The sequence below is a fragment of the Limnohabitans sp. TEGF003 genome, from assembly GCF_055395455.1.
Genome location: NZ_AP029225.1, coordinates 1,043,496 through 1,057,030 on the forward strand (window position 1 = coordinate 1,043,496; position 13,535 = coordinate 1,057,030).

Annotated in this window: 14 protein-coding genes and 2 pseudogenes; 9 read left to right on the top strand and 7 right to left on the bottom strand. The window is 62.8% G+C overall.

The window, feature by feature from the left end; translation table 11 throughout:
• Nucleotides 1-6: 6 nt before the first annotated feature.
• The 5 genes and pseudogenes from coaE to ACZ5RT_RS05105 form a co-directional block, all read right to left on the bottom strand.
• On the bottom strand, nt 7-624 hold the full coding sequence (gene coaE / locus ACZ5RT_RS05085; RefSeq protein WP_464453720.1) for a dephospho-CoA kinase: 618 nt from the start codon (nt 622-624) through the stop codon (nt 7-9).
• Nucleotides 621-1,469: a prepilin peptidase gene (locus ACZ5RT_RS05090; protein ID WP_464453721.1), complete on the bottom strand. Its 849-nt coding sequence runs from the start codon at nt 1,467-1,469 to the stop codon at nt 621-623. Before ACZ5RT_RS05090 ends, coaE begins: the two co-directional genes overlap by 4 nt.
• A gap of 1 nt (nt 1,470) precedes the next feature.
• On the bottom strand, nt 1,471-2,667 hold the full coding sequence (locus ACZ5RT_RS05095) for a type II secretion system F family protein (RefSeq protein ID WP_464453722.1): 1,197 nt from the start codon (nt 2,665-2,667) through the stop codon (nt 1,471-1,473).
• Nucleotides 2,664-3,842 (bottom strand): annotated as a pseudogene (locus ACZ5RT_RS05100) (GspE/PulE family protein); the annotation flags it as partial. The gene ACZ5RT_RS05095 and the pseudogene ACZ5RT_RS05100, both read right to left, overlap by 4 nt.
• 160 nt (nt 3,843-4,002) lie before the next feature.
• A complete protein-coding gene (locus ACZ5RT_RS05105; RefSeq protein WP_464453723.1) occupies nt 4,003-5,163 on the bottom strand; it encodes an ABC transporter ATP-binding protein in 1,161 nt (386 codons plus the stop codon).
• Nucleotides 5,164-5,210: 47 nt separating this feature from the next.
• Here ACZ5RT_RS05105 and ACZ5RT_RS05110 point away from each other — a divergent pair, with 47 nt between their 5' ends.
• Nucleotides 5,211-6,845 (top strand): ABC transporter permease, encoded by a 1,635-nt coding sequence (locus ACZ5RT_RS05110; RefSeq protein ID WP_464453724.1) that lies wholly within the window; start codon nt 5,211-5,213, stop codon nt 6,843-6,845.
• Between the two features lie 37 nt (nt 6,846-6,882).
• On the opposite strand, the gene ACZ5RT_RS05115 is transcribed toward ACZ5RT_RS05110, so the two are convergent.
• On the bottom strand, nt 6,883-7,818 hold the full coding sequence (locus ACZ5RT_RS05115; protein WP_464453725.1) for an ion transporter: 936 nt from the start codon (nt 7,816-7,818) through the stop codon (nt 6,883-6,885).
• 122 nt (nt 7,819-7,940) lie between these two features.
• On the opposite strand from ACZ5RT_RS05115, the gene ACZ5RT_RS05120 reads away from it, so the two are divergent.
• The 8 genes and pseudogenes from ACZ5RT_RS05120 (at nt 7,941) to ACZ5RT_RS05155 (ending at nt 13,144) form a co-directional block, all read left to right on the top strand.
• Nucleotides 7,941-8,825 (top strand): MBL fold metallo-hydrolase, encoded by an 885-nt coding sequence (locus tag ACZ5RT_RS05120; protein WP_464453726.1) that lies wholly within the window; start codon nt 7,941-7,943, stop codon nt 8,823-8,825.
• 215 nt (nt 8,826-9,040) lie between these two features.
• Nucleotides 9,041-9,151 (top strand): annotated as a pseudogene (locus tag ACZ5RT_RS05125) (twin-arginine translocation signal domain-containing protein); the annotation flags it as partial.
• An 18-nt stretch (nt 9,152-9,169) separates the two neighbouring features.
• Nucleotides 9,170-9,868, top strand: a complete 699-nt coding sequence (soxZ, locus tag ACZ5RT_RS05130; RefSeq protein ID WP_464454193.1) for a thiosulfate oxidation carrier complex protein SoxZ — start codon at nt 9,170-9,172, stop codon at nt 9,866-9,868.
• Between the two features lie 151 nt (nt 9,869-10,019).
• Entirely contained in the window at nt 10,020-10,352 is a 333-nt protein-coding gene (locus ACZ5RT_RS05135) for an ArsR/SmtB family transcription factor (protein ID WP_464453727.1), read from the top strand.
• Nucleotides 10,353-10,430: 78 nt separating this feature from the next.
• Nucleotides 10,431-10,841: a DsrE family protein gene (locus tag ACZ5RT_RS05140; RefSeq protein ID WP_464453728.1), complete on the top strand. Its 411-nt coding sequence runs from the start codon at nt 10,431-10,433 to the stop codon at nt 10,839-10,841.
• Nucleotides 10,842-10,866: 25 nt separating this feature from the next.
• Nucleotides 10,867-11,169: a c-type cytochrome gene (locus tag ACZ5RT_RS05145; protein ID WP_464453729.1), complete on the top strand. Its 303-nt coding sequence runs from the start codon at nt 10,867-10,869 to the stop codon at nt 11,167-11,169.
• A gap of 15 nt (nt 11,170-11,184) precedes the next feature.
• Nucleotides 11,185-12,459 carry an FCSD flavin-binding domain-containing protein gene (locus ACZ5RT_RS05150; protein ID WP_464454194.1) on the top strand — a complete coding sequence of 425 codons (1,275 nt, stop codon included), beginning with the start codon at nt 11,185-11,187 and terminating at the stop codon, nt 12,457-12,459.
• Between the two features lie 73 nt (nt 12,460-12,532).
• Entirely contained in the window at nt 12,533-13,144 is a 612-nt protein-coding gene (locus ACZ5RT_RS05155; RefSeq protein WP_464453730.1) for a c-type cytochrome, read from the top strand.
• Between the two features lie 10 nt (nt 13,145-13,154).
• Here ACZ5RT_RS05155 and ACZ5RT_RS05160 read toward each other — a convergent pair whose 3' ends face one another.
• Nucleotides 13,155-13,535 carry a rhodanese-like domain-containing protein gene (locus ACZ5RT_RS05160; RefSeq protein WP_464453731.1) on the bottom strand — a complete coding sequence of 127 codons (381 nt, stop codon included), beginning with the start codon at nt 13,533-13,535 and terminating at the stop codon, nt 13,155-13,157.

A 13,535-nucleotide genomic window follows, 5' to 3' on the forward strand; every position in this document is an offset into this window, starting at 1 on the left:
CCGCCATCATAGCCCGAAGTCAGCGGCCACTTGGGCCACTTCCGCCTCCAATTCGGCCAGACTCAGGCCTTGGTTGAAGATCACCACATCGGCGCAAGCCAGGCGCTGCGCACGGCTCACTTGCAGGGACACGATGCGGTCAATTTCTTCGGCGGCCAGGCCGCTGCGGGCCATGACGCGCTGGCGTTGGGTGTCGGCGTCGCAGTCCACCACGACCACCCGGTCCACCTGTTTGCGCCAGCGTTCGCCCGACTCCACCAGCAAGGGCACATCGAACACCAGCACGCGATGACCGTTGTGCACGGCGGTTTGCGCTTGCTCGGCCGTGATCTGGCTCACCAAGGGGTGAATGATGGCTTCGAGCTGTTTTTTGGCTTCGGGATTCTGGAAGACGGTTTCGCGCATGGCTTGTCGGTCCATCGCGCCTTGGGTGTCGATCATGGCGGGTCCGAAGGCCTGCGCAATGGCGGCGATGGCCCGGCCGCCCGGCGCGGTCACGCTGCGTGAAATCGCGTCGGCATCGATCACGGCAGCCCCCCGGGCGGCCAGCATGCCAGCCGCGGTGCTTTTGCCGCTGCCGATGCCGCCCGTCAGGCCAATGCGCCAAATTCGTTGAGTGTTCATGGTGTTACAGCAGGCAAGCCGGGCAGGGGCCCCAAGGCCATGACCCACAGGCCCGCCAAGGCCAAAAAAGGACCAAAGGGAATATAGCCTTCTTCGGGTATGCGCTGGCGCTGGCGCAGGCGCAAGAGCAGGCCACCCGCCACGCCCGTGATCGATGCGATCAGAACGAGCGACAGCAAAGCAGGCCAGCCCAGCCAGGCACCCAGGGCCGCCAACAGTTTGAAGTCGCCTTGGCCCATGCCCTCTTTGCCAGTCACGCCCTTGAACAGCCAAAATACGGTCCATAAAAACACATAACCCGCCACAGCCCCCCACAAGGCTGTGCTCAGGCCGACATGGCTCAGCCCCAGACTGGCGGCGAGCAGGCCTGACCACACCAAAGGCTGGGTGATGGCGTCGGGCAGCAAGGTGGTGTCGGCGTCGATGGCGGCCAGGGTGATCAAGGCGCTCGCAAAACCTGCCCAGGCCAAGGCGCTCAAGCTCAAGCCGTACTGGCCGAAGCTCCACACAAACACGGCGGCCGTGGCCAGCTCGATGGCCGGGTCACGCCAGCCAATGCTGCAGGCGCACTGGCTGCAGCGGCCTTGGAGGCGCAGGTAGCTGAGGACCGGGATTTTTTCAGTCCACGGCAGCACGTGGCCACACTGGGGGCAATGCGAACCGGGGACGGCGATGTTGTAAGGGCGGACTGCAGGGCTTTCTGCGCCATCTTCGGCATGGGCGCTGGCAGCCGCCCATTGCGCCTCCAGCATGCGGGGCAAGCGGTGGACGACCACATTCAAAAAGCTGCCCACCACCAAGCCCAGCAGCGCCACAGCGCCCCAAAGGAATCCGTCGGCGGCCATCTCAGAACACCTGACCCAAGCGAAATATCGGCAAATACATGGCCACGAGAATACCGCCAATCAGACCGCCCAGCACGACAATGATCAAGGGTTCGAGCAAACTCGACAAACCGTTGACCCGGTCGTCCACTTCGGTTTCCATCAAACCCCCTGCACGCGCCAGCAAACTGTCCATGGCCCCGGTTTCTTCGCCCGTGGCGCACAGCTGAACGATCATGTCTGGAAAGCGCCCGCTGCGGGCCATGCCTTCACTCAGTCGGCCGCCTTGAACCACTTGCCTTTGCAGCTGTGTTGTCACGCGCTCATACACCGCGTGGTCGCAGGCCTGTGCCACGGGCCCGAGGGCTTCGCTCAGGGGCACGCCTGCTGCCAACAAGGCCGACAGGGTTTGCGCCCAACGTGCGACCACCGCGGTGCCGATCAGTGGCCCCAGCAGCGGCAGCTTGAGCAGCCATCGGTCGCGCAAGGCCTGGATGCGGGCTTGGGCACGCTGCGGGCGTTGCCAGAGCCAGAAGCCGAGCAGCACAGCCAATGCGGCCAAGGGACCGGCCGAGCTCAGGCCTTCACTCAGTGCCACCACCATTTGGGTGGCCCAGGGCAAATCGGCCCCGAAGGACTGGAAGACCTCTTCGAACACCGGCACCACGAACACCAAAATCAGCACCAGCACCGCGATGGCCACCGCCATGACCACGCATGGGTACATCAGGGCCGAGCGCACGCGTGAGCGCAGGGCTTCGTTTTTCTCCAGGGTGTGTGCCAGGCGCTCCACCATGGTGTCCAGGATGCCCGCGGCCTCGCCCGCTTGCACCATGCTGGTGTACAGCCCCGAAAAGTGGCTCGGGTGTCGGGCCAGGGCCTGGTGCAAGGCCGACCCGGACGCCACATCGTCACGCACCGCTTGCATCACCTCCATCAGGATGACGGCGTTGAGGCTGCGCGTGAGCATGTCCAGGGCTTGCAGCAAGGGCACGCCCGCGCGCAACAGCGCCGCCAGCTGCCGTGTCATCAGCGACAGGTCTGCGGGCCGCACGCGGGCAGGGCTTTCCATCCACAGGCGCTGCACGCGAATGTGCCGCACGCCTTGTCGGCGCAGTTGCGCACGGGCCAGGCCGGCCTCTTGCGCCTGCAGCCGCCCTTGCACCGGGCGGTCTTGGGCGTCGCGCCCTTGCCAGGCGAAAACAGGGGTTTTGCTCATGCGCCGTCCCGCGTGTTGGCCAGCACCTCGTCCAGCGAGGTGATGCCTTGCAAGACCTTGCGCAAACCCGCTGCGCGAAGGCCGATCACGCCTTCGCGCAGGGCCTGTTGGGCCAACACCTGGCTGCCCACTTCTTGCAGAATCAGGGCCTGCATGTCGGCGCTCACGGGCATGACCTGAAAAATCCCGGTGCGCCCTGAAAACCCTTTGTGGCAATGCGCACAGCCCACGGGTTGCCAGACCTCCACCTCATGGCCGCTCAGCCAAGCGGGGGGCATGCCTGCTTGCACCAAGACGGCGGCAGGCAGTTTCACGGGCGCCTTGCACTGCGGGCACAGGCAGCGCACCAGGCGCTGTGCCGTGATCAGGCTGACGCTGGCCGCGATGTTGTAGGGGGCGACACCCATGTTGCGCAGGCGCACCAGCGTGCCGGGTGCATCGTTCGTGTGCAAGGTGGACAACACCAGATGCCCCGTTTGCGCCGCCTGGATGGCGATGTTGGCCGTCTCCAGGTCGCGCACCTCACCCACCATCAAGACATCCGGGTCTTGCCGCAGAAAAGCCCGCAAGGCGATGGCAAAGGTCAGGCCGGGTTTGTCTTGCACGTTCACCTGGTTGATGCCCTGCAGCTGGATCTCGCAAGGGTCTTCCACTGTGGCGATGTTCACCTCTGGGGTGTTGAGCCGGTTCAGGCAGGCGTAGAGCGATTGGGTCTTGCCCGAGCCGGTCGGCCCGGTCACCAGCACCATGCCGTGCGGGCGCTGAATCGCCTCCAGCAAACGGGCCAGGTCCTCTGGCTCGTAGCCCAGCTGGGTCAAATCCAGCTGGACCTGTTCGGCGTCCAGCACCCGGATGACCAGCTTTTCGCCAAACAAGGTGGGCAAGGTGCTGATGCGCAAATCCAGCTCGCGACCGCTGGCCAGCTGCAGTTTCATGCGACCGTCCTGCGGCAGGCGTTTTTCGGCGATGTCCAGCCGCGACAGCACCTTGATGCGCGAAGCCAGACGGTCTTTCAGCGCGATGGCTGGGGTGGCCACTTCGCGCAACTCGCCGTCGATGCGCATGCGCACCCGGTAATGGTGTTCGTAAGGCTCAAAGTGCAAATCCGAGGCTTTCAGTGCAACCGCCTGCTCCAGCAGTTGCTGCACCAAATGCACCACAGGCGCGTCGTCGACGGCCCCCGATTTGGGCCGGTTGCTGAGGGGCTCCAGCATGGCGTCTCCCTGAATACTTTTGTTTTTGGCCAACGCATCATGAGCCCCATTGGGCGGTTTGTAAATGCACCGGCTCAAAACCGCGCAGTTTTTTCAGGGCTGCGCCGTCTGGGCGCTTTGCTCAGACGAATCTGACCGGCTGGTATTGCGGGTCGGTGTGCTCGCAGGCCTCGGCTTTGGCGCAGGGCATCTGGCACAGTTCGCGGTCGGTCACCGGGCAAGCGCGGTTGAAGGTCACCACGTGGTCCACCTCGGCGCGGATACCGATCCATTCGCCCAGTTTGTGGTCGTGGTGGCTGGGCACATGGGCCATGAGCAGGTCGCCGCTGGCCAGGCGCAAGGTGTACAAAAATTCCGAACCCCGGAAGGCCTTGCGGATGATCTGCGCTTTCACCGGGGCATCGTCGTCGTGCACGATGTCGTCGGCCCGCAGCAGCACATCGCATTGGCCGCCTTCAAAAGCGCAGGGCAGGGGGCATTCGGCCACGTCGGTCAGCTGGCCAACGGGCGTGTCCACCACCACTTGGCCATTGACTTCGCTCAGGGTGGCCGGGGTGAATACGCCGTGGCCAATGAAGTCGGCCACAAAACGGGTGGCCGGGCGGTGGTAGAGGCTGTAGGCGTCGTCCCACTGGTGCAGCTGGCCTCCGTTCATGACGCCAATCACGTCGCCAATCGCAAAGGCTTCCAGCTGGTCGTGTGTGACCAGCAGTGCGGTGGCCTTGGCGGCTTTGAGGATGTTGCGCACCTCGTGGGCCAGGCGCTCACGCAGGTCGATGTCGAGGTTGGAAAATGGCTCGTCCAGCAGCAGCAGGTCGGGTTGAGGTGCCAGTGCACGGGCCAGGGCCACGCGTTGCTGCTGGCCGCCCGAGAGCTCGTGCGGGAAGCGCTTTTCTGCACCTTCCAAGCCCACCAGTTTGAGGACTTCGGCCACGCGGGTTTGGCGCTCGGCCTTGGGCAGGTGTTCCAGCCCAAAGCCCACATTGCGGCCCACGTCCATGTGCGGAAACAGCGCGTAGTCCTGGAACACCATGCCAATGCGGCGGCGTTCGGCCGGCTCGGTGTGGTTTTTGTCGCTGACCACCCGGCTGGACAGCAAAATCTGCCCGTCTGTGACCGGCTCCAGACCTGCCACCGCCCGCAGCAAGGTGGTCTTGCCGCAACCCGATGGGCCGATCAACACACCAATGTCCCCCGAGCGCAGGCCCAGGTTCACCCCCCGCACGGCAGGCGTGGTGCTGCCGGGGTATTGGATGTCGAGTTGGCGCAGTTCCAGAAACATGTTCCGGATTGTAGGCAGGTTGTTTGGCGCTCCTACAATCCAAGCCTATGCTGACCTCTTTGGCCCGCCGTTTATCGGGTCTCCCTTCCTTGCTCTTCGCTTTGCTGGCGCTGGCTTTGGCCTTGCCGGTACTGGCCGTGCTCGGCTCGTGGCTGCAGTGGAGCGGCGAGAGCGCCAGCATCTTGCGCGAGATGGCCGCCACCGTGCTGCCCGATTACGCACTCACATCGCTGGGCCTGTGCCTCATGGTGGCGGTGGGCGTGACGGTGCTGGGCCTGGCCACGGCGGCGCTGGTCACGCTGTTTGATTTTCCGGGGCGCGGCGTTTTTGAATGGCTGCTGCTGTTGCCGCTGGCCATGCCGGCCTATGTGGTGGCTTATGCCTACACCGACTTTTTGCAGTTCAGTGGTCCGCTGCAGGTGGCCCTGCGCGAGGCGCTGGGCTTGCAGGGGCGCTTGTGGCCCGATGTGCGCAGCGTCTGGGGTGCGGCCCTCGTGTTCACCTTGTCGCTCTACCCCTATGTGTATTTGCTGGCCCGAACCGCCTTGGTCGAGCGGGCTGCAGGCCTGATGGAAGCGGCCCGTCTGCTGGGTGCACCCCTGTCCCGCCGCATCCGCGAAATCGCCTTGCCGCTGGCCCGCCCGGCGGTGGCCGCAGGCGTGGCGTTGGCGCTCATGGAAACCCTGGCCGACTTTGGCGTGTCCAGCTACTTTGGCATCCAGACCTTCACCGCGGGCATCTACAAAGCCTGGCTGTCCATGGACAACCGCATCGCTGCGGCGCAACTCGCCACGGTGCTGCTGGCTGTCGTGGTGGTTTTGCTGCAGCTGGAGCAACGCGCCCAAAAGCGCATGCGCTTCAACCAGGGGCGCGGCTCGCGCCAGGGCTCGGCCGAGGCCCAGCCGGTGCAGTTGCACGGCACGCGCCGCGTGCTGGCGTGGACGGTGTGCAGCGTGCCGGTGCTGCTGGGCTTTGTGCTGCCGGTGCTCATCATGCTGCGCGCTTTGGTGGGCGAGACGACCGAGATGCCCTGGGAGCGCTTTGGCCAATGGGCCTGGACCAGCTTGCGCCTGGGCGCGGTGACCGCTGTGCTGGCCGTGGGCGTGGCGCTGGCGCTGGCTTTCAGCGTGCGCACCCGGGTCGACCGCATCAGCCAGGGCGCCATCCAGCTGGTGGGTTTGGGCTATGCCATTCCCGGTGCGGTGGTGGTGGTGGGTTTGCTTTTGCCGGTGGGCTGGATTCAGCAAACCTGGCCCGCCTCGTCGGCGGGGGCCTGGATCACGGCCACCTCACTCGGCTTGGTGTGGGCCTATCTGGTGCGCTTTTGCGCTGTTGCGCTGCAGTCGGTGCAAAGTGGCTATGCGCGCATTCCCGGCAGTCTGGACGACTCGGCCCGTATGCTCGGCGTGACCGGCTGGGGCTTGATGCGCCGCGTGCACGCGCCGCTGCTGCAGCGCACCACCATGGCCGCCGCCTTGCTGGTGTTTGTGGACGTGATGAAGGAGCTGCCCGCCACCATGGTGCTGCGCCCCTTCAACAGCGACACCCTGGCCGTGGTGGCCTACCAGCTGGCGCGCGATGAGCGCCTGGGCGAGGCCGCGCTGCCTTCGCTGGCCTTGGTGCTGGTGGGCTTGATCCCGGTCATCTTGCTCAGCCGGACCTTGCGGCAAACCCGGACCTGAAGACACCCGCAGCGGCGCTGGGTTGAGCCCGAGGGTTTCAGTCCTTTGGTTTCAGCAGGGACTGCTCTTCGAGGATCTGCCGAACGATGGCATGGGCGTGGTCTTCGGTGATGTTGAAAGCCTGGCGCAGGTGTTCGATGGTGCGCCGTTCTTTGGCGCTGACTTGCCCGTCTTTGAGGATTTCTTCGATTTCGGTGGCGAATTCCAGCTCCTGGGTCCTGACCCGGGTGGCAAAGGCCGAAGCCACGATGCCGGTCAGCAAAGCCACGGTGAAAACCCCTGACAAAGCGGTGAACGCGCCAATGACTTTGCCCCAGGCCGACAGCGGCGTGACGTCCCCGTAACCCACGGTGGTGACGGTGACGATGGACCACCACATGGCGTCGGGGATGGTGCCCAGCTTGTCAGGCTGCAGGGCGTGCTCGGCGTAGTACATCAGGCAAGAGGTGATCAGGATGGACAAGGCCAGCAGGTACAGCGCAGAAATGAAGGCGTCCCTTTCGGCATAAATCGAGGCCATCAGGTCTTCGAGCGCGGTGGAATAGTGCGACAACTTCAGGATGCGCATGACCCGGATCACCCGCAAAAACCGCAAATCCATGCCGGGCAGCAAGGTTTGCAAGAAGAAGGGCAAAACGGCGAGCAGGTCGATCAGGCCATGAAAACTCAACATGTAAGCCAGGCGACGACGGGAGTCGGTTTGTCTGGCGTGTCGGGGTTTTTCTGCGGCGGTCCAGATGCGCAGCAGGTACTCCGCGCTGAAAAAGACGATGGACAGTGCTTCAAAGCGCGCCAGTGCCAGCGGGTATTGGGCATCGATGGCGGGCACCGAGGCCAGGATCACGGCCGCGACATTCCCCAGCACCATCAGGGTCAGCACCCATGAGAACAGCTGGGCGACTTTTTTGTCTTTGTGGCTTTGGAGTTCAAGAATCAGGAACAAGCGGTGTCTGAGCGGGTGGTGTGCGTGCATGGGCGCATCTTAGACAAGAAGCCTTGCGGCCAAGCCGGACATGAACTGGGCCGATAATTCCATCAGCCATCACCGATGTATTCGGATGGACCCTTGCCTCTGTCACCCCAAGGACGATTGCCATGAACCCTTCAGACGCTTTGACCGCCCGACCCGAGGTGCATGGTTTTTTTGACCCCGGCACCTGGACGGTGACGTATGTGGTCCATGCCCCGCAGGGCAGGGCGTGCGCCGTCATCGACTCGGTGCTGGACTACGACCCCAAGTCAGGGCGCACGAGCACGGCTTCGGCCGACAAGGTGATCGACTACGTGCGCAGCCAGGGTTTGCAGGTGGCCTGGATTCTGGAAACCCACGCCCACGCAGACCACCTGAGCGCAGCGCCTTACCTGAAAGCCCAGTTGGGTGGCCAAACCGCCATTGGCGCCCAGATCACGGCCGTGCAAAAAGTCTTCAAGGACGTCTTCAACCTGGAGCCCGACTTTGCGGTGGACGGCCGCCAGTTTGACCGTTTGCTGGCCGACGGAGAGAGCCTGCCCCTGGGCAAGTTGCAGATACAGGCCCTGTCGGTACCCGGGCACACACCGGCTTGCATGGCTTACCAGGTGGGCGATGCCGTGTTCGTCGGCGACACCTTGTTCATGCCCGATGTGGGGTCGGCGCGTTGTGATTTCCCGGGGGGCGATGCGCGGGCCTTGTACGCATCGGTGCAAAAAATCCTGAGTCTGCCGCCGCAAACCCGCCTGTTCATGTGCCACGATTACCCGCCCGAGGGGCGGGCCGTGCAGTACGAAACCACGGTGGCGGCGCAGCGTGCGGGCAACATCCACCTGAAAGACGGCACCAGTGAAGCCGACTTTGTGCGCATGCGCACCGCCCGGGATGCCACCTTGGCCATGCCGGTTTTGATCCTGCCTGCGGTGCAGGTCAACATCCGTGCGGGCGAGATGCCCCCGGCCGAGACCAATGGCGTGGCCTATTTGAAGATACCCCTGAACGCCCTGTGAGCTGACTACAGTCCCGGCAAGCGCATGGCCCTTGTGGGAGGGGCAGGCTCCTCATCGGCGTCATATCTTCATTTGTGCATAAGCAAACAACAAATGATTGGTTTGAAATGGCCGCAAACCCCGCCAGAATGCGAAGCTTCCACATTTGAGCACCCGATCCGGGTCCAGGTCGAGCAAAAAACCATGGTCGCAGATCACCGAGGCGTTGTATTGATATGACAATCAAGTCTGTTTGCGTTTTTCATGCGCTCCCCAACACCCGCCGTCAGTTGCTGCAAGGCGTTGCAGCAACTGGGGTTTGCGCTTCACTCTGGCCTTGGCCCTCCCTGGCCGCGGCCTCGTCGGTGTTTGATACCAAAAGCCTGGCCCAGTTGGCCAAGGCCTTGGGGGCCAAATCGGTCACGGCCAGTGCCGAGGTGCGCCTGAATACGCTGGATTACGCCGAGAACGGGGCGGCAGTGCCGGTCGATATCGCGACATCGCTGACCGGTGTCGAGCGTATTGCCCTGTTCGTCGAAAAAAATCCCACGCCACTGGTGGCGGTGTTCGCGCCCGGTGAATTGCTCGACACCGCCCTGACTTTGCACACCAAGATGGCCCAGACCTCGGCGGTGTATGCCTTGGCGGTGCTGGCCGATGGCCGGGCGCTGTTCGCCAAAAAGGATGTGAAGGTGATCCTGGGCAGTTGTGGTGCGGTGTCCGACACCCCGGACAACGTGGACGCCAAACGCGTCACGGAGCCCACGCGCATCCGTGCGCAAATCCAAGGCGAGTCAGCACTCGTTCGCATGCGAATGGCCCACGAGATGGAGTCCGGCCAACGCAAGAATGCGGCCGGCAAGCTGGTGCCTGCCTGGCACATTGAGCTGGTGACTGTTCAGCTGAACGGCAAACCGGTCCTTACGGCCCAATGGGGCCCTGGGGTAGCACGCAACCCTTATTTGCAATTCAGCCTCAAAAAAGCAGGGGCTGGTGACAAGCTCTCAGTCAGCTGGCGCGACAACCGGGGTGCCTTGCGCGTTGATGACTGGCAGTTGGGATGACCCATTGCCTGTATCAGACATTTTGAGAGAGCCCCAATTTTTTCGTGCCACCCCGCTGGCTTTGAGCCCGCAGCTGAGCCTGCATGGTGGATGGCATGCGGAATTGGGTGACAATTGAAATTCTTTCGTGATCCATGCCAGGAGCGTGCATATGGTCAAAGCGACCAAAAAATCTGCAGAAATTCCGTCTATAGCTGTATCAGATGCACAAATTGAAAAGGCTGCAGAGGTATTTCGCGTGATGTCCGCTCCCATGCGTTTACGGATCATCAGTTGTTTGTGCAGTGGTGAAAAGAACGTGGGTGAGTTGCTCAACGCCATCAACACCACCCAACCCAATATGTCACAGCATCTGAACATGCTTTACGCTGCGGGTGTGCTGGACAAGCGTCGAGAGGGTGTGCAAATTTACTACCGCATCGTGAACAACAACATCGTGAACATTTGTCGAGCCGTTTGCAAGCAGACGGAAATTGAAAGCTGACCGTCAGTTTCGGCTGGGGTTTCTACGGGCGCAGGTATGTTTTATTAACAGCTAATATTCATACATCAGGAGAAACGAATGAAGCGCTGGCTGGTATTGATTTTGAGCTCTTTGGCTTGCACCCTGGCTTTTGCCCAGATCAAGGTGGTCTATCACCTCAGTGAAGGCATTCCACAGGCCTCGCGGGCCATCAACAACATCCGCAACCACTTGTCTGCCGATCCGACGGCCAAGATTGTTGTGGTCACCCATGGTCTGGGCATCGACTTTCTGATCGATGGTGCCACCAACCAGATGGAACAACCTTTTGCAGGCGGTGTCAGTGACTTGGCCAACAAAGGCGTTGAGTTCCGTGTATGCAACAACACCCTGGTTTCGCGCAAGATAGCAGCCGACAAGCTGGTCATGGAAGCCAAGGTGGTGCCTTCGGGCGTGGCTGAAGTGGCCAAGCTGCAGGCCAAGGAAGGTTTTGTCTACCTGCGTCCTTGATGCAGGACTTCACTCAGGAGTACCCATGAAGATTCGAAATGCATTGACACTGCTGGCCTTGCTTGCAAGTGCCAATCTGGCGCAAGCCCAGGACGCCCTTCAGGTGCGCAGCTGGGCTGCATCCTGTGCCAACTGCCACGGCACCGATGGCCGCGCCCAGCCGGGCATGGAATCGCTGGCCGGTGCCAACAAGGACGACATGGTCAAGAAGATGCTGGACTTCAAGGCCGGCCGCAAGCCCGCCACCATCATGCACCAGCTGGCCAAGGGCTACAGCGACGAGCAGATCGTCGCCATTGCCGGCTACTTTGCCGCCCAGAAGAAGTAAGGAGCGACCCTCATGATGCAACGTCGACATTTCCTGCAAACCGGTACCGCCCTGGGTGCGGCCGGCCTCATGTCTGGTTGTGCCACCGTCGGTGGCGGCAGCGGCCCCAAAGTGGTGGTCATTGGTGGCGGCTACGCCGGCGCCACGGCGGCCAAGTACATCCGCATGTGGTCGGACCAGAAAATCCAGGTCACCTTGGTCGAGCCCAACCCGGCCTTCGTCTCCTGCCCGATCTCCAACCTGGTGATCGGCGGCAGCAAGACACTGGCCGACATCACCACGCCCTATGACAACCTGGGCAAGCGCCACGGCGTGCAGACGGTCAAGGACCGTGTGGTCAGCATCGACGCGGCCAAGCGCCTCGTCAAGCTCGCCGGCGGCACCGAACTTGCCTACGACCGCCTGATCGTTTCGCCTGGCGTGGACTTCATGTGGGAGACCCTGCCTGGCATGAACAAGGCCGGTGCGAAAGAGCAGGTCATGCACGCCTGGAAGGCCGGCGATCAGACCCTGACGCTGCGCAAGCAACTCGAAGCCATGCGCGACGGCGGCGTGTTCGCCATGTCGATCCCGCTGGCGCCCTACCGCTGCCCGCCCGGCCCTTACGAGCGCGCCTGCCAGGTGGCTGAATATTTCAGCAAGCACAAACCCAAGAGCAAGGTCCTGATCCTCGACGCCAACGAGGACGTGACTTCCAAGGGTCCGCTGTTCAAGAAGGCCTGGGCCGAGCGCTACAAGGGCATCATCGAGTACCGCGGCAAGCACAAAGTCCTGGATGTCGATGTGACAGGCAAGACACTCAAGTTCGAATTCAACGATGACGTCAAGGCCGACGTGCTCAATGTCATTCCTAACATGCGCGCTGGCGACATTGCTGTCAATGCCGGTCTGGCCACGGCCAACAAGCGTTGGTGTGAAGTGGACTTCCTGACCTTCGAGTCCAAGGCCGCGCCCAATGTGCATGTGCTCGGCGATTCGATCCAGATCGCCCCCGCCATGCCCAAGTCTGGCCACATGGCCAACCAGCATGGCAAGACCTGCGCGGCTGCCGTGGTGGCGCTGCTGACGGGTCAGCAAGTCAACCCGCTGCCTATCTACAACAACACCTGCTACAGCTTTGTCTCCAGCGAAGATGTGGTCCATGTGGCCAGCGTGCACCGCTACGACGCCGAGAAGAAGACCATGCTGACTGTCCCTGGCTCGGGCGGCGTATCTTCTGCTGCCAACGAGCTCGAGGGCCGCTACGCGCTGGCCTGGGCCCGCAACATCTGGGCCGACACACTGGCTTGATTTGCCGCAGGACACAACGCCGCAGTCGCAAGACCTGCGGCGTTTTTTTCGGCAGATCCATCAGGACATGAGCATGAAAAAATTGCATCGAATCGCACGGACCGTGGCCCTCCTCGGCATGGCAGGCCTGTCGGCCGCTGCCTGGGCGCAGGCCGATGAGGCGCGTGCCAAGAAGATCGTGGGTGGTGTGTGCTTTGTGTGCCACGGCATGGAGGGCGAGTCCTCCAGCGAGGTCTTCCCGCGCCTGGCCGGTCAGCACTGGGAATACACCGCCAAGCAGCTGGAGAACTTCAAGAGCGGCAAGCGCAAGAGCACAGCCATGGCGGACATGGTTGCGAAGCTCACTCCCGACGAAATGGTGGCGCTGGGCCGGTTCTTCGAAAAGCAAAGCCATCCATCCGAGCCGCCCAAGGACAAGGCGCTGTCCGCGGTGGGTCAGTACATCTACCACCAGGGCAACAAGTACAGCGGCCTGGCGGCTTGCGCCAGCTGCCACGGTGCCGAAGCCAAGGGCACGTCCAGCCTGCCACGTCTGGCCGGCCAGTTTGCCGCCTACACCGAAACCCAGCTCAAGCAGTTCAACCAGCGCGAGCGCACCAACGACAACGCGGTGATGCACGCCATTGCCAGCAAGATGACGCCGCTGGAGATGGCGGCGGTGGCCGAATACCTCAGCGGCAAGTGAGGCGGGCCGATCAGCCGAAGCTCGGCGCTTGTGGCTTGGCCACCGGCATGCCCGCCGCCACCCAGGCGTCGTAACCGCCAGCGATCGACTGCACGTTCAGATAGCCCATGGCTTGCAGTGACTGCGCGCTCAGTGCGGCGCGGCCGCTGGTCTTGCAGTACAGCACGACGCGCAGGTCTCGCGGCTGGTAGGCCGGGTTGCCGGTCAGCTTGAATTCGAGCATGCCGCGCGACATGTGTACCGCGCCGGGCAGGTGGCCCTGGGCGTACTCGTCGGCTTCGCGTACATCGATCGGCAGATCGGCCTGCTGCACGGCATCCTGCGCTTGCGCAACGTTCACTTCATGGATGCCGGCCTTGGCGGCGGCGACGAGGTCGAGGGCGGTTTTCAT